Source organism: Nodularia sp. UHCC 0506 (genome assembly GCF_034931045.1).
Lineage (GTDB): Bacteria > Cyanobacteriota > Cyanobacteriia > Cyanobacteriales > Nostocaceae > Nodularia.
This window is the reverse complement of the sequence record NZ_JAYGHH010000001.1, coordinates 41223-62351: the sequence shown is the minus strand read 5'-3', so window position 1 is coordinate 62351 and position 21129 is coordinate 41223. Positions and strand designations below refer to the sequence as shown.

The window sequence follows — 21129 nt, the reverse complement described above, 5'->3', positions numbered from 1 at the left end:
GCCAGCAAACAGTTCATCCGCACCTTCTCAGGAAAGGATCACCTTCACGTACTGACTGGCTAACTGAGAGACGATATAACAGGGAATGGCGCTACGAACTAAGGCGGGGTCAAAGGACTCCAGATAATAAATGACATCGGGGAGAACTGCTGACATCTCGGCTTCTGTGTAGACGTATTCATGATGAATAGTCCCCAAGTGTTCCGCAACTAAACGAGCCGCTTTCAGGTCAGGTGAGTTGGGTAGTCCGACAGAGCAGGTACATCAGACATGAGCCGCTTCTGCACACTTTGAGATAATGTCTGCCGAATTTTTTCTAGGATAGTATCTAAGTTTGTGATGAAAGTCTGTGCTTCTGGAAGTTGGTAGTAAGGCTGTATGCCTTGGGTAGAGTGATAATAATGCCCACTGGGAAACTCTTTGATTTCGTCGGAATGTTCTACCAGGGCTTTGATTTCTGAAGAAAAGAAAATATTATCTCCAGTAGTGCCATAGTACAGGGGTTTAATGCCAATGCGATCGCGCGCTGCCAAAAATTCTTGGTCATCACTGATCACAAAACTAAACATTCCATCCAAACTACTGGTTAGTTGAGAACCTAACTTTTGGTACAATGGCAGTAGAATTTCACTATCAACGTGCGACTGAAAGTCATAATTCTCACTCAGACCTGCTCTTAATTCCCGAAAATTATAAATCTCGCCGTTACAAATGCCATAAAGTTTTTGCCCAGCAGCAGACAAAGGCTGATGACCACCTTCCACATCCACTATAGATAAACGCTGGTGTCCCAAGACAAAGTTATCCTGTGCAATTACCCCAATATCATCAGGCCCTCGATGAGCCAAAGTTGATAACATTTCTTGGAAATCATTGCTATTTGTTACGCTTGCGCCGAAAACGCCAAGAATGCCACACATAATTAGTCCCTATGATTAAACCTGGTTGTGCTACAAAAATTTGTTGAGAAATTTGTGGTTGTTTAATTACCTCTGGCCAACCAGATCCAATAGATTTAACCCTCGATAATGAGCATTTTATCTATCAGATTTATTCAGTATATAACAAATTGTAACAACAATTACATTTTGCCTTCCTCTCACTAAATAAGTTTCTGGCAATTTGGGATAAAAATTTGGATATTGCGCGTAATAATTAGGCTTTTCAGGTTTTTTTAAGATTGATACAAGATTTATTTAATATGGCACATATAAAATATATTTATGTTACATCATGTTAATGAAAGACATAAACCTTGTCTACTTTGAGAACTGTAGTTTTTAGTCAAGATGGTGAGATTGCTTCCTTACGTCGCAATGACAAAAACTCCACTTTTCGTGATGGACAAGGTTTAATATCTTGTCCGCCTAATTTTAGTTATCATTCTGTACATCTGTGCAAAAACTGCAAAATTTTCTTTCCCCTTACTCCCCTGCGGTCTTAATGATCAGCCTTGCACCGGATACGATATTAAACCTGATGGGGTGGGCAAAAATGCCCTCCCTGTACCTACTCAAATCAAATGTGCAGGAATTTAAGTTTTGGTAATTATTAACTAATTCCAAATACCGAGCCTACAGTGGATTTAAATGAATCCCTAGCATCCCTAAAAGTTTGAGCCAAAGGATGTTTTGTTTGCAAAAATACCCGCGCACAATTACGTCCCGGCATTCCCGAAATTGACCCACCTGGATGAGTTCCTGCACCAGTTAAAAAGAGGTTTCCAATTGGTGTTTTGTAGTTAGCTAATTCTGGTAAAGGACGGAAAAACACCATTTGATCTAAAGTCATATCAATATGATAGTAATTCCCTTTGTAAGCACCTAACCTTTCGCCTAATTCGGCTGGACTTTCTACACGACGGGCAATAGTTGCTGCTTTCACATTTGGGGCATAAGTAGCTAACTTATCAATTACTCTATCTGCAACTTGGTTTTTCAGTTCATCTGTCCAACCAGTACCTTTTAAACCAGTACCTTCAGCACCTGCTATTTGATAAGGCGCAAAAAATTCAATCCATAAAGTATGTTTACCTGGTGGTGCTAATGTGGGGTCAAGGGCGCTAGGCATCACCGCATACATGGAAGGGTTAGCATCGGGAATCTCTCCTATGGTACATTTACTATGAGCCTGTTCAACATGAGCCATTGAATCTGCAATTAAAATAGATCCAATGAGATACTCATCTTTATGGTCGTGGTGGGGAAAATGCAGAGGTTCGTCTAAAGCCAAGTCTATTTTTAGGATAGTTTCGTTATTATTAATGATGCGACGTTCTAACCTTTCTCGTAAATCAGGATCAGCATCATCTACTTCACTGGTGTCTAATAGTTGTAAAAATAGCCGTTTAGCATCAATATTGGAAATAACCCCATATTTAGCACGATATTCTTCACCACCCGCAACTCTGACACCAACAGCTTTACCGTGATCAATTAATACTTTTTCTACCTGTTGGTCTGTTAAAATCGTCCCACCTTTAATAGTAACTAATTTAACTAATGCTTGGACTAACGCCCCAGTTCCCCCACGAGGTCTAGTCATACCGGGGTTGTGACGCATAGCCATCATCATCACACCAATAGCCAGGTTTTTTTGTGAAGGTGGCGCACCGAGTTCTGAAGATAGCCGAGAAAGTGGGGCTTTTAAGAATTCCTCATCAAACCATTCCTCAAGAATATCCTCAGCACTATTTAGCATCGTGCGAATAAAATCCAAGCTTTTGGCTGGGGAACCAACTACCGAAAATAAATCTTTGAATTTCTGCACATTGTAGTTACCAAAAATATCTATAAATGATTTTGGTGGGGCGTTAAACATAGGAACCATTGCACTAATTGCCCTTTGCCAGTAATCTATAAATTCGGCATATTTTTTAGCATCGCGTTCATTGTAACGGGCGATTTCTGCACAAGTCTTTTCCACTGATTTGTGAGCTAAAAAATATTTTCCATCAGGATGGGGACAAAAAACAACTGGGTCACAATCTAAATATTCTAAACCATATTTTTCTAATTCTAACTCTTTCACAATTGGTCCCAAATGAATAAATTCGTGGTCAATTGCACACAAATTAAATTTAAATCCAGGGGCTTCTTTGGGTAAGCATTCTTCTGTTGTGGCTGCACCACCTGGAACCGCACGCTTTTCTAGTAGCAGGACACTATAGCCAGCTTTTAGTAAATACGCAGCACAAACTAGCCCATTATGTCCTGCGCCAATAATAACAACGTCATACTCTTGCATATTTGCAACTTGCGAATATAGTAATAAACTATTATTATAAATGCTACTGAAAGAAAATTCTAATTTTATGTATCAATTCTCTATAAACCTGCATTTAATTAGTATCCTCTCTAATTTGGCATTCTATAGCCCTGGTGGGTATCACAGATCGCAAATTCCTTGGGGGCTTATTACATAAATAAATGTGTATCTGCTGAGATGAGAAAATATATTATGACTAATGAAGCTGGTTAATAAACTCAATTTGTGATGCGGAAATTTGCTTCACATTAGCTTCAAGCATGAATATTATACTATCCTGTCCAATTTCCAGATTTATAATCCGAAATGCTATATCTTCCCACATCAGAAACGGTTTATTTGCTAGTTCTTTTATTTTCTGCATGAATGCTAAAATTAATTCTACAGAAATTCCTTCTCCTTCAGTACAGGTGACACTTTCCAATAAAATGGGATGAGAATTAGTCCGGGGGCGAAAAGTCAGCGTCACACCTAAGAAACGAGTATTTTTCTCTGATTTGAATAGCCCTGTGGCATTGAAACCGATTTTGCCATCTCCAGGTAAAAATATATCAGTATGTTGGGGCTTAAAAGTGACAATTTCGCCATTTACATTTAAAGGAAAGTTTGCTATTAAATTACGAATTAGCTCAGAAGTTAAAGCCAGGTTGATATCTGTTTTTGTTAATATAATACGCGCAATTGCATTTACTGGTTCATTTAGTTCAATTTGACCGAAAATAGCACTTAAAGGATTAATGGCAATATTATCTGTTTGCAGTTTGATTTCCTGCACCCGGATATTTTTTTGTATTACCAATCCCTGACCCGCAACTGAAACCTTCTCGGCTTGTCCCTGAACAATTTTGAAGACATCAGTTTGTACATCTACATCAATTTGTTCAGCTGTATCTAGTTTTTCCGATACTCTTCGTTTTGCTTCCTGTGATACAAACTGTTCTTCTAAGCGTTGGTTCTCTGACATGAAATTTGGCGTTCCTCAGTTCTATATACTGGTTACTTTAAACTCTGGACAGTCAAGAACGTATCTATAGCAAGATATATGCAAATATGAGTATCTCAGAAGACTATAAACGATCATTTTCAACCAAGGACTTGCACTGTAAATTTATGGCTATTTTTGGCTGCACGATTTGATAAAAATTTTGTGCATTGGAGAGCATTCCAATTTGGTAAAAATTAAATTTCTGAGATTGTTAGTATAAAGCTGATGGTATTTAGAACAGTAATACTACTTAAACAATTCAGTATTTGTCAGCCAACGATTTAAAGTCCTTATCCTGATCTTGTGAAAATGCAATAAGTTCTGATTACCTCAAAGATGTAAAATTCTTGTTAAATTCATCAATTGTTCTCTGTTTATAAGGTACTCAGTATGACATCAAAATCATCTTCATCGCTACCTAATTTTTGTGAAGGGATTCAATATTTTGGTGCGGCGTTACCAAATTTTGAAAAATATGGTATAATGCCAGCTATAGAGTCAGGCAAGAAGGCGATCGCAGACCCTACAGATCCCGCAGCTGTCTATCAAACTTTACTTGCTGCTGATGCTCTCCGCTATCTAACATTGCAAGTTACAGCTAGTAAGGCATCTGGACACCCTGGCGGTTTTGCCAGTCAAGCCGAAGCTTATGCAGCCCTAGTGATGCTGGGTCATAAGAATATTATCACCGAAGTGGGACACCACGCCCCTGGATTCTATAGTGCCATGTTTTTGGATCGTTCCTTGGAAGACATGGGCATCTCTACAGTACAGCAATTGCGCGATCGCTTCCGAGAAAAGCACGGACTATTAGGACACCTTTCCGGTTTCATCCCTGGTATTCTCGCACCGGCTGGACCTCTAGGACAAGGACAACACTTTGCTATGTCCGCCGCACTGCTGCATCAAGATAAATTATTCCCCTTTACTGTGGGTGATGGTGGATTGGGTGAGCCTTATATTGTGAGTTCAATGGCACACTTTAACACAGCTTATCCCAGCGTCACCAACTTCTTACCTGTCATGGTGTGGAATGGTTACAGCCAAGAACATCATAGTATGGTTTCCCTCAAAACCAACGCCGAAATGAAAGCCTACTGGCAAGGAAACGGTTTTGCGGAAGTCGTATTAGTCGATGCGAAAGACTTTGACGACCAAAACCAACCAGGGGATTATGTAGATAGTACCGTCTTTTCCTTCGAGCAGCGCCTAGCCTTCACCAAAGCCGTACTTTTAGGTATGGATAAAGCCGCCCATTCTGCGATGAATGGACAGTTAACGGTATTCATCATTAAACAACTCAAAGGCGCAGGAGTTCACGCCCTGGGTTCCCAATCTCACAACCTTTATCCTAAAGATACCCTAGATGCGCCGCACATTATCAGTGCATTAAAAACCCGTGCTTTATCAGTAGAAGCTTGGGAATTAGTCCGCACAAATGCAGAACGCGCCGGAGGAGGTCCCGCAGCCAAAACAGTAGTCACAGAATTTGAATTACCTTTAGCAGATTTAGGACAATTACCGTTAGAAGAATATCCAGTAGGTGGAGATCCCAAAGTTGCCACAACCGTAATGGGTAAATTAGTGGGATATGTGGGTAAAAAAGATAGTAACTTCTTAGTCACCAACGCCGACGGTAACGCCGCATCAGGAATTGGTAACATTAATGAAGCATTAAAAATCATTCACCCCACCACCGATGAAACCTATCATCAAGCACCAAACGGACAAGTTTATGAACCATTAAGTGAAGATGCTTGTGCAGGTTTAGCGGCTGGTTTAGCCTTAATGGGTGCGAGAACATTATGGTGTTCTTATGAATCTTTTGCCATCAACGGTGTACCAATTTGGCAAACAGTCATCCAAGCAATGGCAGAATTGCGCCGTCAAACACCGTCTAGCATAACATTATTTACAGCCGGAGCATTAGAGCAAGGGCGCAACGGTTGGACACACCAACGCCCGGAAATTGAAGCTTACTTTGCCTCACTGATGCGGAATGGAAACGTCTTTCCATTATTTCCCCCTGATGCTAACAGTATCCAAGGCTGTTATGACTGGGCTTTGCAAACAAAGAATAAGGGAATTGTGATTACAGCCAGTAAGTCACCGTTACCAATTCGCACAACTTTAGCACAAACTCGGCAAGGTTTAGAAGATGGTGCAATCTTATTACAAGAAGTGCCAGGAGATAAACAAGTTGTGTTTGCAGTCATTGGCGATATGACATTAATTCCTGTATTTGAAGCGGCGGCTTTCTTAGAAACTGAAGGTATTGGAGTGAAGATTATTTCTATTATCAATCCTCGCCGTTTGTATCGTCCTGAAGATACTGCTTGGGAAACTTGTTCAGAAGCCGATGGCAATTTTATGGATGATGCCAAATTTGCCGAATTATTTGATGGAAGTGCCTTAATTGGTGTAACTGGTGGTGCTGCGGCGATGCTGGAACCAATTATGTTACGCAGTAATTGCAAGCGTGATACTTTCGCCTGGAAGCGTGGGGAAACTACCGCCAGTGCTGGTGAGTTGATGGCGTTTAATGGCTTGACTGCTGAGGCGTTGACTAAGCGCGCTATTGAGTTAGTGCATTAATATTGATACCCCATCTAGGTTTACACTTGGGTGGGGCTTATAATAAACTAATAAATAGTTATTACATAATTTTGAACTATTCAATTATGGAATTTAAATTTCAATTAAAGTTACCTACAATAACAGGTGAAAAAAAAGAGTTATCAACTAATAGTAGTTTGTTGTTTATCGGTGCTAATGGCTCAGGAAAAACTAGATTAGGCGTTTGGATTGATTCAGAGTATCCAAAAAGGGTACATCGTATTTCAGCACAAAAGTCATTATCAATGCCAGACACAACAATAGCTACATCTATCAATCAAGCAAAGAAAGTTTTGCTGTGTGGATATGCGGATCTTAATGATGATGATGTTAGTGAAAATTACGAATATTATAAACTGAGTCAGCGATGGCAGAACAAACCAGCTATTTCGTTACTGAACGATTTTGACAAATTGATGGGTTATCTTTTTTCTGAACAAACGGAGAAGAATGCAGAATACTGTAACGCAGCAAAAGCAAGTGAAGAACGTATAGAACCGCTCACAACTAAACTTGATCAGGTAAAAGAGGTGTGGGAGAAAATTCTTCCCCATCGAGAATTAATTATTAGTGGTTTAGTAATAAAAACTCAAATTCGAGACTCTTCTGAAAACAGGTATAACTCTTCTGAAATGAGTGATGGAGAAAGGGTTATATTCTACCTAATTGGCCAATGTCTAGCAGCACCTGAAAATGGTATAATTGTTATTGACGAGCCAGAGCTTCATTTACACAAATCTATTCAAGCTCCTTTGTGGTCTGATATTGAAAAATTACGCCCAGATTGTCTTTTTGTATATCTTACTCATGACCTTGATTTTGCCGCAGCACAAGAAAGTGCGGAAAAAATATGGCTGAAGTCGTATGATGGTAATAATTGGGATTGGCAACGGATTGAAAAGGTAGATGGTTTACCAGAAGAGTTGCTTCTCCAAATCCTTGGTAGTAGGAAGAATGTTGTTTTTGTGGAAGGACAAAATGGCAGTTTTGATGTAAGCCTTTACAGATCATTACTCAGTAACTTTCTGGTAATTCCAAAGGGTAGTTGTACACAAGTTATCCAATCTGTTAAGGCTCTTAAAGCTAGTAATCAATTCCATCATTTGGATATTTATGGAATTATTGATAGAGACCGAAGAGTTGAAAAAGAAATTGAAGAACTTTTGAACGATGGAATTTACGTTCTAGAAGTCGCTGAAGTAGAAAACCTGTTTTTGACTCCTGAAATTTTAGAACTTGTTAGCCAGAAACTTGCCAGAAATCCTGACGATGATTTTAAAAAAGTTTCTGCTTTTGTGTTCAAAGAACTTAAATTAGAATTAGAAACGCAAATATCACTAAGAACTGCTAGAGAAATAAAATTCAAATTAAATCTATTTGACGACAAATCCAAAGGTGAGATAAAACTTCAAGAAGCTTTGAATAAACTTATTGAACATATTAATGTATCTAGCATTTATAACTCTAGCAAGAGACTTTTTGAAAAAATAATCGAGATGAAGGATTACAACGATTTACTAAAGTATTATAATCGTAAATCTTTGGCTCAACGAATAAGTGGGTGCTTTGGTCTCAAAGATGGTGAACTTCCTGGGTATGTTGTTAGGCTGGCTAAAGGTAGTGACCAAAATGAAATTAAAACTCGGTTGAAAACATACTTTGGTGAGTTTTCTATGCACATGGACTAACAAGTAGCTAAACTTGAACAGCCAGTAGGGTGGGTTAGCGATCGCGTAACCCACCAAAGCAATAACCTAACCTAAAATGGTGGGTTAGGTTGCAAACAAAAATCTTCACATTGAACATATTATTCTCTGCGCCTAACCCACCCTACATCCTTTGTGTCTTTAGGTTGCAAAGGTCAATCATCATGTTTACCAGATTATCCGGTGCGCCTCAGTTATAATAAAATAATACCGAAAATTTTACTCAATTTAAAACTTAAGGTTAGTCATAATGCTGCAAATCATCCAAGCAACCTGTACAAACGGCGAACTTGTTTTGAGTGAAAAGCTAAGTTCCGAATTAGAAGGTAAAACCATACAAATTATGATTCTCGAACCTAGTGAATCTACTCAAGCAATAGATTCTGAAGAATCAAAAATACAGCAATTTCTACAGCGAGTTAATAACTACTCCTTCCCACTTCCCCCAGACTATAAATTTAATCGAGAAGAAATATATGACAGATAAAATTTTTCTCGATACCAATCTCTGGATTTATCTTTATGCAAAAAATCCGCCCAAAAAATCCCAGCAAGTTGCAGAAATCTTAAAAAATAATTCTTCATTGCTTCTAGTTAGCACTCAGATTTTGGGTGAATTATTTCATGTTTTAACCAGAAAAAAATTCACATCAAAAGCAGATGCTATAACAATAATATCAGATATAGTTAACACTTTTTTGATTCAGCCAATTAACACAACAGAGGTTATACAAGCATTAGAAATTAATGCAAAATATCATTATTCTTATTGGGATAGTCTGATTATAGCTACAGCTTTAATAAATGAATGTTCCATCATCTACTCAGAAGATATGCAACATAATCAGCTAATAGAAAATAAAGTAAGAATTATCAATCCATTGGTTTAATTGAATTTTGATTCAACTACTACGAAGACCAGCAATAGCTATTGGTAGCGTGTTTAGTCGCACTGGATTTACATAAGCCACCGTAACTTTAACAGGGTTTGTTGCTCCTCAAACTATTCTATTGTGGGGAGGAGAAGAAATTGAATATTCACTACAATATAAATTTATCTGTAAATCCCTAGTCAAGAAATATCGTGTTTGTGTTCATAAAGGTATCCCTAACTACGACATTATAACGGAGAGTTTTTCATGACACTAGCATATATGATTGCAGAAAGTGAAACAAATATAGAGATTTTACAGAAATTACTGCCAAAAAATCTAATTCAAGATATTCAATTTATAGCAGGTGAAAGTTCTTACAGAGCGCGTTCTTTAGCTACTTCACTTCTAGCGACTCGAAAAATACCAGTTGTTCTTGTCATCGATGCAGATACAGATAACGAATCTCAAGTATTTGAAAAGCAAGATTTAATTAATTATGTATTAAATCAAGCATCTTCTGGTACTCCCTTTCAATTATTTTTGGCTGTTCCTCAATTAGAAATTTTATTGTTACAAGATAAATCATTAATTGAGAAAATAGCACAAAGGAAATTTAATAATTTAGAATGGCAATTTGCCCAAAGTAAACCTAAAGAATTTTTAGAGACAGTCTTAGGAAAACAACAGTCAATAAACGAGAGAATATTTAGCGATATCAATGAGCAAGAAATTAATATATTACGACAACACCCATTAATACAAGACATGATAGTTTTCTTATCATCTCTGACCTCAGAGGTTATGATAACACAGTTATGATGGGTTAGCGATCGCGTAACCCACCAAAGCAATAACCTAAGCTAAAATGCTTGGTTAGGTTGCAAACAAAAATCTTCACATTGAACATATTATTCTCTGCGCCTAACCCACCCTACATCCTTTGTGTCTTTAGGTTGCAAAGGTCAATCATCATGTTTACCAGATTATCCGGTGCGCCTCAGTTATAATAAAATAATACCGAAAATTTTACTCAATATAGGAGTTAATAATGGTAACAAAATTTGAAGAAATATATAGAGATATTGATACTTTACCAGAAGAAGCTCAAAGCTTACTACTTGATTTTATTCAGTTACTCAAAAAGCATTACCCACAAACAGAAAATCAACACATAGAAAATGAAAAAACTTTCTCATCTACCCAAAAACAAAAGCCACATCCACTAGACACATTTCTAGAAACACATGGTGCTTGGGAAGATGAACGCACAGCAGAAGAAATAGTCAAAGAGATTTATGATAGTCGGACTATTTCTAACTACGATATTAGCTTATGACTTATTTATTAGATACTGACACTTGCATTTACTGGATTAAAAACATTAATTCCGTCAGAAATAAAATTCAACAAATAGGATGGGAGCAGACTTGTATTTGCAACATCACCGTTGCGGAATTATATTTTGGTGCTTATAATTCTCAACGAGTAGCAGAAAATTTAACTCGTGCAGAAAACTTTATTAGAGATGTTGAGGTTATAGCTTTAGATAATCAGGCTATCAAACAGTTTGGAGAATTAAAAGCTGAACTTCGCAAAATAGGACAACCAGTGGCAGATTTTGATTTACTAATTGCTAGTATTGCACTGACGAAAAACTATATTTTAGTAACTAATAACACTCGTCATTATAGCCGAATTTCTAACTTGAAATTAGAAAACTGGATTTCAGCTTAAAACATTTTTGTAGAAGTAGGTTAGAGAAAATGGCAGAAAATGACAAAAACTGCCATAATATAGAAAAGCAGATTCACCGAACTAACCATTATGAAAAGTATGAATATTTCCTTACCTGATACTATGCGAACTTATATAGAAGAACAGGTAGCTCAAGGTGCTTACAGCAGCGTCAGTGAATATTTTCGGGAATTAGTGCGACAAGACCAAAAACAGAAAGCAAATGAACGTCTACAAACCATCCTCTTAGAAGGATTAAACTCTGGAAATGCAACAGAAATGACTGCTCAAGATTGGGAAGATATCCGTCAAACAGTCAGTGAAAGAATTAACAAACGTCAAAGCGCAATTTAGCCGTGATGTTTGAACTTAAAAAAGACCTCAAAAAAACGCTATGAAATTTCAAGTAATATTCACGTATGATTCAGAATATCTAGGTTACGTTGCTGAAGTACCAGAACTTCCTGGTTGTGTCAGTCAAGGTAAAACCTTAGATGAAGCAATTGAAAATATCAAAGATGCAATAAAAGGCTATCTTCACGTATTAGAAAAACATGGTAAACCGTATGTACCTAAAGAGTCTCAATCTTTTGTAGGAGAAGTATTAGTATAAATGGGACGTTTATCCAATATTTCCGGTAAACAAACAGTCAAAATTTTTGAAAAATTTGGCTATGCTGTAGATCATCAAACCGGAAGTCATATCATACTTTGGCACGAATAAAAACCCATTTTATCAGTTCCCAATCATAAAGAACTAGCACCAGGGTTACTCAGAAGTTTAATTAGACAAGCAGAAATTACAGTAGATGAATTTTTAGGAAATAAGTAATACCTTTAGTGGGTAATCGCGTAACCCACCAAAGCAATAACCTAACCTAAAATGGTGGGTTAGGTTGCAAACAAAAATCTTCACATTGAACATATTATTCTCTGCGCCTAACCCACCCTACTGGCGTGGCAAGGCTATGGCAAGGCTAAAATGTTGCAATAGATTTTTGAGAAAATTGAGATAAATCAATATTTTCTGATTTTTCCTAATGCACTATTTTAAGCTTGTCACGCCACTACATCCTTTGTGTCTTTAGCTATTATGTAAATAAGAAATGACAGAAAAATAGAACTCTACTATGGCATCATTATCGGAATAACTTGATTTTTATTTCGTCGATATACAAGAAAATCACTATCAAAAGTTAATAAAGAACTATTTAAATACATTTCAGACATACGTACCAAACAAGCATCCGCTAAAGACATAGGTACAGATTGATAAGTCTTGATAAGTTCCCCAATAACGGTAGCTTCTTCATCCAAATTAAAAGGTATTTTAATAACTCCATTCTTGACCAAATTTATTACAGCTTCTTTTCCACTATAAACATTTTGCAATATGAAGCAAGCTTCTGAAATAATAGCTTCACAAGTTAATAAAGGCGGTTCAATATTAGCCCATTGTGCTGTTACCCATGTATGAAAATTATCACGGCGATTAATTGCAGCAACCAACGGCCCCGTATCTAGCAATACACATCCCCTCATCACGAACCATAACCATCCAAATAATTTTTATTGGTAGACAAATCATTTGCTGATTCCACACAACCAATGTATTCTTGAGCCATAGTTAAAGCCGAAATACCTGATTTTTGGGGTTGATTTGATAACCCTTATTTGTGGATTTTCGCTAGTAAAAATTCTACAAAATCCAGCGCCTCTTGTTGCCTATCAGGGGGTAATATCCTTACCTTGTCTATGATGATTTCTTCAATACTCATTTTATTTGTCCTCTGGGAGAAATAAATATAGTTTAAATTTTATCACATAACACTATAATTAGCTAATAGTGTAAATACTGGCTGAGGTTGCACGTAGCAAAATTGGTAGCGACCCAGCACGTAAATTGATAAAAACCTATTTTTTATCCACCTCTCGCCGATGCTTACATTGAATGAGTAAAAGAATTAATTCTTCATCTTGAATTTCATAACGTAAGCGATAGTCTCCAATTCTAATTCGATATTCATTTTCATAAACTTTCAGTTTTACTACTCCATTAGGACGAGGTTCGTCTGCAAGCTGGCAAATTTTTTCATATACACGCTCTTTGAGATTATTAGGAAGATTATCTAATTGTTTTTGAATAGATTTAGTTATAATAATTTGGTACGTCATAGTATCTATTTACGCTGATTGCTTAGATACTGCTCAAAAGTAGTATATTCACCATTGGCGTATTCATCACGTACTAACTGAATCTCTCTTGCAGTTGCTTCATCTTCTTCCCAAGTTTCTTCTTCAGCTTCAGCAATAGCTTGATCAAGAATCTCCCAAAGTAGCTTTTTTTCTGATAGATTTAGCGCACTTAAGGAGTTAATGAGTAACTCCATAGGAATGAATAAATTTAGCCCTGCTTGTGACATCGCTTTGATTATCCTAATATCTATCTTTATATTTTATCAGATAACTATTAGGCGATAGCACAAAATAGTGTTTTTGAATAGATTAAGTTATAGTATGTAGGCTGAGTTAGCGATCGCGTAACCAAGCAAACCAATAACCCAAGTGTAAATAGTGGCTGAGGTTGCAAAACAGTCCGTCAAAGTATTTTAACTAATTTCAATAGGTGAGATATTTTTCCATTCTTCAGACTCATTTTTTGGACACCAAAGGTCAAACTTCTGCTGAAGATTTAACCAAAGTTCCGGCGTAGTTTGAAAAGCATTTGCTAACCGCAAAGCAATATTAGGTGTTACACTTGCACGTTCATTCACAATTTCCGAAACCGTTTTTCTAGACACGCCCAAAATATTAGCAAGTTCTGTCACCGTTATATTTAAAGGTTTTAAATATTGACATTTAATCAAAGCACCAGGATGTCTAGGTTTTCTGTTACTATTCATGTTCATAATCCTAATGATAATCCTCGTAATTTACGTCGTAAGCATCCCCATCTTCAAAAACAAAAGTTAAACGCCAATTACCAGAAACTGTAACTGAATATTCACCTTTCCTATTTCCTATTAACTGATGAAACTTAGAACCAGGAAAATTCATATCCTCAGCTACAGATGCAGCATCTAGTCTATCTAACAAATCTAACAGTTCTTCAGCATGATTTGGATTAACCCCACTTCTATTATCATCTTCAAACAGCTTTCTTACTTCTATTTCTTCTCACCAAACCCTAGAATCCTTATCTGAACTTGACCTCTGGACACAAAGCCTAATAGGTGTAATTCGCTGAGAGTCAGAACATAAATTAGTGCATTAAGAATTTCTTAACCGCAGATGTATGCAAATTTATTTGCATTTTGGCGATTCCAATGGTTCCACTGTGATGTCAGTTTAGAAGCTCTTATTTCACCGTCAGGAGTCTGGACAAGGATTTTCCGACCATCGACACTTAATTTTTCCAATGACCGCAGCACTGCTTTGCTCTCATCCGGATATCCTCAGAACAGCATTTATTTTCTGTAAACAGTTGATAATGTAAATAAATGTAAATAATCCTGAGACGGGACGTAATCATCCATGCGTGTAATTTTGATGACGGGTAAAGGCGGCGTAGGCAAAACCTCCGTTGCGGCGGCTACTGGACTACGCTGTGCAGAACTAGGCTATCGCACATTGGTTTTGAGTACAGACCCTGCTCACTCTTTGGCAGATAGTTTTGACTTAGAAATGGGACACGCTCCGCGAGAAATTCGCTCGAATTTGTGGGGTGCAGAACTGGATGCACTGCAAGAATTAGAGGGGAATTGGGGGGCTGTGAAGCGCTATATCACCCAAGTTTTACAAGCTAGGGGTTTAGAAGGGGTGCAAGCCGAAGAATTAGCCATCTTACCAGGTATGGATGAGATTTTCGGCTTGGTCAGGATGAAACGCCACTACGATGAAGGCGAATTTGATGTTTTGATTATTGACTCAGCACCCACAGGCACAGCATTACGCCTGCTGAGTTTACCTGAAGTCGGCGGTTGGTATATGCGCCGTTTTTACAAGCCATTTCAAAATATCTCAGTGGCACTTCGGCCGTTGGTGGAACCTTTCTTTAAACCAATTGCCGGTTTTTCTCTCCCAGATAAGGAGGTGATGGATGCACCCTATGAGTTTTATGAGCAAATTGAAGCTCTGGAAAAAGTATTAACTGATAATACTCAAACTTCAGTGCGTTTGGTTACAAATCCCGAAAAAATGGTGATTAAAGAATCTCTCCGCGCCCATGCTTATCTAAGTTTGTATAACGTGGCTACAGACTTAGTAATTGCTAATCGCATCATTCCCCAGGAAGTCCAAGATCCTTTTTTCCAACGTTGGAAGGAAAATCAGCAGCAATATCGCCAGGAAATACATGATAACTTTTTGCCTCTACCTGTCAAAGAAGTGCCGCTTTTTTCTGAAGAAATGTGCGGTCTAGCAGCTTTAGAACGGCTGAAAGAAACTCTCTACAAAGACGAAGACCCCACTCAGGTATATTACAAAGAAACAACTATTAGAGTTGTGCAAGTGGACAAGCAATATAGTTTGGAGATTTATTTACCTGGGATTGCTAAAGACAAAATTCAACTGAGTAAAAATGGTGATGAATTAAATATTACCATTGGCAATCATCGCCGCAATTTAGTTTTGCCGCAAGCCTTGGCAGCATTACAACCAGGAGGGGCAAAAATGGAGGAAGATTATCTTAAAATTCGCTTTACTGATCAGGTAAAAATTTAATTTTGCGGATAGGCTAATTCAGAGTTAAATAGTCAAAAGTAGAGGTAATGTGAGTAAAAATCTCTACTTTTGACATGAAATATCTATTAAATATGTTAATTTATTATTTATATGTTTTATATTGGAAAATACAATGTCTGGGAACTATTTTGCCCGTAGTTACACTGTGGACAAAGTTATTAAATAAATTACAGAATATTTCTATATATATGGCTGCCTCATTATTAATTTTTGCAAATTTTTTAAATAAAAAGCAATGTCACAGATTCCTAAAGCAAATTTGCGGGAAAATATCGATCAAGAAAGTGTACTGCGCCGCATTACTAATCGTATCCGCCAAACATTAGAACTAGAGGAAATCATCACGACGACAACGGCAGAAGTCTGTTCTTTGCTAGGAACTGACCGAGTAATGATTTACAAATTTCATGCCGATGGCAGTGGTAAAGTGATTGCAGAATCAATTCATGAAAAGCGATTACCATCATTACTGGGGCTAAATTTTCCAGCTGATGACATTCCACCCTATGCCCGTGAATTATTTATTAAATCAAGGGTGCGCTGTGTTGTCAATGTGGAAACACAACAGATTGGTCAAAGTCACTTGGAAGAGTTGGAAAATGGCGAAAATTTAGCAGAGGATATCCGTTATCGTCCTGTAGACCCTTGCCATGTGGAATACCTAACGGCAATGGGGGTGAAGTCTTCTGTAGTCGCACCTATTTTTTATCAGGATGAACTTTGGGGGCTATTGGTTGTTCATAATTCTGAACCATGTGAAATTTCTGAAGAGGAATTAGCAGCTGTACAGATGGTAGTAGATCAGATGTCTATTGCGATCGCTCAAAGTACTCTTTTGACTCAAGCTCATGAACAAGCCAAACGGGAAGGGATTATCAACCGTATTTCTACTCTACTGCATTCACTGCCCACAATTGTATTTCAGCCAGCTTTGGAAGCAGCTGTCGCGGCTTTTAATGGCAGTGGTGGTAGGCTTTGTATGAAAGATCAAGCTTTTCATCTCCATAAGTACCAGGCGACTAGTTTAATTGAATGCTTAATGCCTGAAAGTAATTGTGTCCAAGTTTATACTTGGGGAGAACAGCCGCTCATCCCAGTACATGGTATATATCCACTGATGGAACAGTACAGTGTCTGGCAGGAATATTACAAATCTGGGAAATACGATGTTTGGGCGATTTCAGACATATATAAAATTCCCCAATTACGAAATTTACAAGTTGCTTTTCAACCAACTAAAATTCGTAGCATCTTGATGATTCCCCTGGAATATCGTCAGCAGCTAGTCGGCTACTTAAGTATTTTCCGCAATGAAATAGACACAGAAACCCTATGGGCTGGTCAATTTGACTCGGACAAAAGACAGGTATATCCCCGGCTATCCTTTGAAATCTGGCGGGAATCTAAAAAGTCACAAGCTCAGACATGGACGCAAGCAGAAATTGAACTAGCTGGAGACATTGGGAATCTATTTGCATCGTCAATTCAACAACATGAACTATACCAGCAAGTACAAGCTTTTAATGCCAACTTAGAACATGAAGTACAAAAGCGGACTCTGGAACTGCAACGGACATCTGAACAACAACGGATATTGTTTGAAGTTGTCGCCAAAATCCGGGAATCTCTGGATTTAAAAGCAATTTTTCAGACTACGACTCAGGAAATTTGCAAATCTCTACAAGCAGATCGCGTTGCTGTCTATCGCTTTCACTCAGATTGGAGTGGTGAATTTATCGCTGAGTTTGTCGGTGAAGAATGGATGAAGCTAGTAACTACGGATGTCAATACAGTTTGGCAAGATTCCTATTTACAAGAAACTGAAGGTGGGCGCTATCGCCACAATGAAACCTTGGCAGTGGACGATATTTATCAAGTTGGCCATTCTCAATGTCATATTACATTTTTGGAGCAACTTCAGGCGAAAGCTTATGCGATCGCGCCAATTTTTATTGGGCAAAAACTTTGGGGTTTATTAGCAGCATATCAAAATAATGCGCCCCGCCACTGGGAATCCTCAGAAATTCAGTTTCTTGCTCAAATTGCCTTGCAGTTGGGGGTAGCACTCCAACAAGCTGAATTACTTAACCAAAGCCAAGAACAGGCAGACCAGCTCATGCAAGCTATGCAAAATTTACAACAAACTCAAACCCAACTGATTCAAACTGAGAAAATGTCCAGTTTGGGTCAATTGGTTGCTGGTGTGGCTCACGAAATCAATAACCCAGTGAATTTTATTTATGGCAATTTAGCCCATGTAAATGAATATGCTGAAGACTTAGCTGCTATGTTAGAACTCTATCAGCAGCAATTCCCGGAACCAAGTCAAGAAATTATTGATCGGGCGGAAGAGATAGATTTAGGATTTATAACTCAGGATCTTCCCAAAACTTTATCTTCTATGAAAATTGGGGTTGATCGCATTCGACAGATTGTCATGTCTTTACGAAATTTTTCACGACTGGATGAGGCAGAAATGAAAGCTGTGAATATTCACGAAGGTATTGATAGTACTTTGCTAATTTTACAGCATCGTTTGAAAGCAGTACCGGAAATTCCCAATATTCAAATAATTAAACAATATGGTGATTTGCCATTAATAGAATGCTATGCCGGACAAATTAATCAAGTATTTATGAATGTTTTAAGCAATGCCATTGATGCTTTAGAAAATCAAAAAAAGTCTAGATCAGAGCAGGTTAATCTTGGTCAAATTACCATCCATACTGCCATGAGCGAATTTGATAACAAAGTTAAAAGTGTGGTGATTCGCATTACGGACAATGGCGGCGGTATACCCGAATCTGTGCAAAAAAGAATATTTGACCCATTTTTTACCACTAAACCAGTAGGAAAAGGTACTGGTTTGGGATTATCTATTAGTTACCAAATTGTGGTGGATAAGCATCACGGTATCTTTAAATGTAATTCTCAACCCAATTTAGGAGCAGAATTTTGGATTGAAATTCCTGTTTCTCATAATAGAGAAAATTGCTGAGTGGTGAGTAGGAAGTGGGTAGGGGCGGGTTTAAGCAGTGAGTTTGTGGTGCATCGAAATCCTTAGTGAACCCGCCCGTACAGGAGTGCTGAGTAGAGAGAAATGATTTTCCGCTTTGAGCGCCCAGCAGTTTTCTACGCTATATCAAGACAGCTATCTATAAGATTAATTTCTCAGTTGTACTGGCATAGCTAAATAGGTCATTTTCAAGCCTCCCAGGGGTGTAAAAATTACTGGAGTCAGGGCTTGATTGAGGTGCATTTGAATTTCTGAAGATGGTAACTCTTTCAATCCTTCCATTAAATATTTAATGTTAAAGGCAATTTCTATATCTTCCCCTGATATTTGTGCCGGAATTGACTCTCTACCGCTACCGACATCTTGAGCTTCACAGGATAAAGTGATTTCTTGGGCGGCACTATTAATACTAACTTTAACAATATTATTCTTCTGGTCGGCTAATACGGCGATGCGTTCCAAAGTGCTGATTAATTGTTTACGCTCGATTGTTAATTGGCGCTCAAATTGACGGGGAATTAGTTGGCGATACGCGGGATATTGACCATCTAAGGTACGGCTGGTTAAGCGTTGATTTTGCCATGCAAAGACAACTTGACCTTGATCTAAATATAAGGCGATCGCTTCATCTGAGGCAGCATTATGAGCCAACATTCGTTGTAGTTCTCGTAAAGCTCTGGCGGGGACTGTCACCTCTAATTGTTCACTATCACCCAGGGGACGCTCATTAGTAGTTTCCACCACTGCTAGGCGATGTCCATCGGTAGCGGCAAATTCGAGGGTGTCTTGTTTAACGGTTAAATGTACTCCCGTCAACACTTGCTTGGTTTCATCTCCACTGGTAGCAAATAATGAACCTCGTAATCCTTCAATTAATGCGGCTGTGGTTAGTTGAATGGGTTCAGCATTTTCAATAATGGGGAGTTCGGGAAATTCTTCAGCGCTCATGGCTCGGACTTGATAATGTCCGCTTTTCGGTGTGAGGGTGACAATTAAACCTTCCCCAGTGGCTGTTTCAGATTCTGAGGCTGATTCATCATCTAGAGTTACTTCTCCTTCTTGAAGACGTGAGGTAATGTCTACAAGTAGTTTAGCTGGAAGAGCGATCGCTCCTCCTTCTAATACCTCTGTATCAAAGCTGGTACGGATACCCAAACTCAGATCAAAGGCGGTTAAACTAACTTGATTCGTCTCAGCGTCTGCTTGTAGCAACACATTAGCCAGGACAGGATGAGTTGGGCGTGATGGTACTGCACGGCTGACAAGTGAAAGGTTGGTACTGAGATCGCTTTGAGTGCAAACTAATTTCATAAGAAACTGGGTAGTACGGGCAGGTTTAGTAATATCATCGTTCATCTTGAATGATATCTGTAAACTCACCACTACTGGAAACGAGGTGATTTCTTTTATTAATATTGTGGAAAGTGTGGAAAACTTGTGGAAAACTACCCTTGTTTTTCCACAGGGTAATTGTACTTTGCTCAAGTTTTCCCCAAAAAACGATTATTTTTCCACAGATTAATTTTATTTTAAACATTTTTTATACTTTTCTTAATATTCTTTGTGAACTAATCAACAATTACGGCAGTGATAGTTGTGGAAAACAATTTTTTGCTTTCTAGAGGATTTTCGGGAGAAGTTAGCACCGCAACCGCAGGGCGGATGTCAAAAGTTTACCCTATGTACGGACAAATTTTCGCTTAACTTAGTGCTATTGCTCCTTGCCCTTTCATCCAAACTTCGGGGAAAGTCCCCAGGTTGAAAGACCGGACAACCACCCCAACGTAGAATTCGCTATCCCATAATCAAAAAAACTACAACCAAACCCCGCAGAAAGCAGTCAGAACCGTTTAGGGTTGTAGATTTTTATGCCGGAAGCTTGTTTCTTTTGAACTCAGCGTTGCTGGGTCGTTTTTTGTTGCTTAGTCTAAACTCCAGAAGAAAATCTCATACGGTAAAAATAACCGCTTGAGAAATAGGCTAGGTAAGAGAGGAAGTTGTGAGTGATAGGAAAATATCGCCTGTTTTTTTCTGTTGTGAACAGAACTAATGTCTAATCGGTACACATTTGTGATATCTGCCAATTTTATCCTTAATAATAGTGGATTTTGCCAAAATAACCACACTGGATATTGAAATAGTTCGACATGGATTCCTGATACTTTAATCGCTTCTTTAAGCAAATTA

General features: G+C 38.1%; 22 protein-coding genes and 2 pseudogenes. 12 read left to right on the top strand and 12 right to left on the bottom strand.

Annotated features, from left to right (window positions below; genetic code table 11):
* Positions 1-27 precede the first annotated feature (27 nt).
* The 4 genes from VB654_RS00295 to VB654_RS00280 all read right to left on the bottom strand — a co-directional run bounded on the left by VB654_RS00295 (position 28) and on the right by VB654_RS00280 (position 4231).
* Positions 28-228 (bottom strand): asparagine synthase-related protein, encoded by a 201-nt coding sequence (locus VB654_RS00295; protein WP_323211603.1) that lies wholly within the window; start codon positions 226-228, stop codon positions 28-30.
* Positions 225-920 (bottom strand): hypothetical protein, encoded by a 696-nt coding sequence (locus VB654_RS00290; protein ID WP_323211234.1) that lies wholly within the window; start codon positions 918-920, stop codon positions 225-227. Before VB654_RS00290 ends, VB654_RS00295 begins: the two co-directional genes overlap by 4 nt.
* 631 nt (positions 921-1551) lie before the next feature.
* Positions 1552-3246 (bottom strand): beta-carotene ketolase CrtO, encoded by a 1695-nt coding sequence (crtO, locus tag VB654_RS00285; RefSeq protein ID WP_323211233.1) that lies wholly within the window; start codon positions 3244-3246, stop codon positions 1552-1554.
* A gap of 217 nt (positions 3247-3463) precedes the next feature.
* Positions 3464-4231, bottom strand: a complete 768-nt coding sequence (locus VB654_RS00280) for a DUF2993 domain-containing protein (protein WP_323211232.1) — start codon at positions 4229-4231, stop codon at positions 3464-3466.
* A 411-nt stretch (positions 4232-4642) separates the two neighbouring features.
* Between VB654_RS00280 and VB654_RS00275 the strand changes: the two genes are divergently transcribed.
* The 10 genes and pseudogenes from VB654_RS00275 to VB654_RS00230 all read left to right on the top strand — a co-directional run bounded on the left by VB654_RS00275 (position 4643) and on the right by VB654_RS00230 (position 12015).
* Positions 4643-6847 (top strand): phosphoketolase, encoded by a 2205-nt coding sequence (locus VB654_RS00275; RefSeq protein ID WP_323211230.1) that lies wholly within the window; start codon positions 4643-4645, stop codon positions 6845-6847.
* A gap of 86 nt (positions 6848-6933) precedes the next feature.
* The gene (locus VB654_RS00270; protein WP_323211228.1) at positions 6934-8556 is read left to right on the top strand and encodes a DUF4435 domain-containing protein; all 1623 of its coding nucleotides are present in this window, start codon (positions 6934-6936) and stop codon (positions 8554-8556) included.
* 268 nt (positions 8557-8824) lie between these two features.
* Positions 8825-9061, top strand: a complete 237-nt coding sequence (locus tag VB654_RS00265; protein ID WP_323211226.1) for a hypothetical protein — start codon at positions 8825-8827, stop codon at positions 9059-9061.
* On the top strand, positions 9051-9464 hold the full coding sequence (locus VB654_RS00260; protein WP_323211225.1) for a PIN domain-containing protein: 414 nt from the start codon (positions 9051-9053) through the stop codon (positions 9462-9464). Before VB654_RS00265 ends, VB654_RS00260 begins: the two co-directional genes overlap by 11 nt.
* A gap of 249 nt (positions 9465-9713) precedes the next feature.
* Positions 9714-10268 carry a hypothetical protein gene (locus VB654_RS00255; protein ID WP_323211224.1) on the top strand — a complete coding sequence of 185 codons (555 nt, stop codon included), beginning with the start codon at positions 9714-9716 and terminating at the stop codon, positions 10266-10268.
* Between the two features lie 229 nt (positions 10269-10497).
* Complete coding sequence (locus VB654_RS00250) at positions 10498-10785, top strand: hypothetical protein (protein WP_323211223.1); 288 nt, start codon at positions 10498-10500, stop codon at positions 10783-10785.
* Positions 10782-11183: a type II toxin-antitoxin system VapC family toxin gene (locus tag VB654_RS00245; protein ID WP_323211222.1), complete on the top strand. Its 402-nt coding sequence runs from the start codon at positions 10782-10784 to the stop codon at positions 11181-11183. The genes VB654_RS00250 and VB654_RS00245 overlap by 4 nt, the downstream gene beginning before the upstream one ends.
* 90 nt (positions 11184-11273) lie before the next feature.
* Entirely contained in the window at positions 11274-11537 is a 264-nt protein-coding gene (locus VB654_RS00240) for a type II toxin-antitoxin system ParD family antitoxin (RefSeq protein ID WP_323211220.1), read from the top strand.
* 40 nt (positions 11538-11577) lie between these two features.
* Positions 11578-11796, top strand: a complete 219-nt coding sequence (locus VB654_RS00235) for a type II toxin-antitoxin system HicB family antitoxin (protein ID WP_173403327.1) — start codon at positions 11578-11580, stop codon at positions 11794-11796.
* A pseudogene (locus tag VB654_RS00230) lies at positions 11797-12015 on the top strand (type II toxin-antitoxin system HicA family toxin). It abuts the gene before it with no gap.
* Between the two features lie 296 nt (positions 12016-12311).
* Here the strand turns inward: VB654_RS00230 and VB654_RS00225 are convergent.
* The 6 genes from VB654_RS00225 to VB654_RS00200 all read right to left on the bottom strand — a co-directional run bounded on the left by VB654_RS00225 (position 12312) and on the right by VB654_RS00200 (position 14288).
* On the bottom strand, positions 12312-12725 hold the full coding sequence (locus VB654_RS00225) for a type II toxin-antitoxin system VapC family toxin (RefSeq protein ID WP_323211602.1): 414 nt from the start codon (positions 12723-12725) through the stop codon (positions 12312-12314).
* A 128-nt stretch (positions 12726-12853) separates the two neighbouring features.
* Complete coding sequence (locus VB654_RS00220; protein WP_323211219.1) at positions 12854-12961, bottom strand: DUF2281 domain-containing protein; 108 nt, start codon at positions 12959-12961, stop codon at positions 12854-12856.
* A gap of 136 nt (positions 12962-13097) precedes the next feature.
* Positions 13098-13358: a type II toxin-antitoxin system RelE/ParE family toxin gene (locus tag VB654_RS00215; protein ID WP_323211217.1), complete on the bottom strand. Its 261-nt coding sequence runs from the start codon at positions 13356-13358 to the stop codon at positions 13098-13100.
* Positions 13359-13363: 5 nt separating this feature from the next.
* Complete coding sequence (locus tag VB654_RS00210; protein ID WP_239728851.1) at positions 13364-13606, bottom strand: hypothetical protein; 243 nt, start codon at positions 13604-13606, stop codon at positions 13364-13366.
* Positions 13607-13792: 186 nt separating this feature from the next.
* The gene (locus VB654_RS00205) at positions 13793-14086 is read right to left on the bottom strand and encodes a HigA family addiction module antitoxin (protein WP_323211216.1); all 294 of its coding nucleotides are present in this window, start codon (positions 14084-14086) and stop codon (positions 13793-13795) included.
* A gap of 10 nt (positions 14087-14096) precedes the next feature.
* Positions 14097-14288, bottom strand: coding sequence for a type II toxin-antitoxin system RelE/ParE family toxin (locus VB654_RS00200; protein WP_323211601.1), 192 nt, complete (start codon positions 14286-14288; stop codon positions 14097-14099).
* 429 nt (positions 14289-14717) lie between these two features.
* Between VB654_RS00200 and VB654_RS00195 the strand changes: the two genes are divergently transcribed.
* Positions 14718-15905 carry a TRC40/GET3/ArsA family transport-energizing ATPase gene (locus VB654_RS00195; RefSeq protein WP_323211214.1) on the top strand — a complete coding sequence of 396 codons (1188 nt, stop codon included), beginning with the start codon at positions 14718-14720 and terminating at the stop codon, positions 15903-15905.
* A 256-nt stretch (positions 15906-16161) separates the two neighbouring features.
* A complete protein-coding gene (locus VB654_RS00190; RefSeq protein WP_323211213.1) occupies positions 16162-18924 on the top strand; it encodes a GAF domain-containing protein in 2763 nt (920 codons plus the stop codon).
* Positions 18925-19089: 165 nt separating this feature from the next.
* Here the strand turns inward: VB654_RS00190 and dnaN are convergent, their stop codons facing one another.
* Positions 19090-20253 (bottom strand): DNA polymerase III subunit beta, encoded by a 1164-nt coding sequence (gene dnaN / locus VB654_RS00185; protein WP_323211599.1) that lies wholly within the window; start codon positions 20251-20253, stop codon positions 19090-19092.
* A 611-nt stretch (positions 20254-20864) separates the two neighbouring features.
* A pseudogene (locus tag VB654_RS00180) lies at positions 20865-21129 on the bottom strand (PIG-L family deacetylase); the annotation flags it as partial.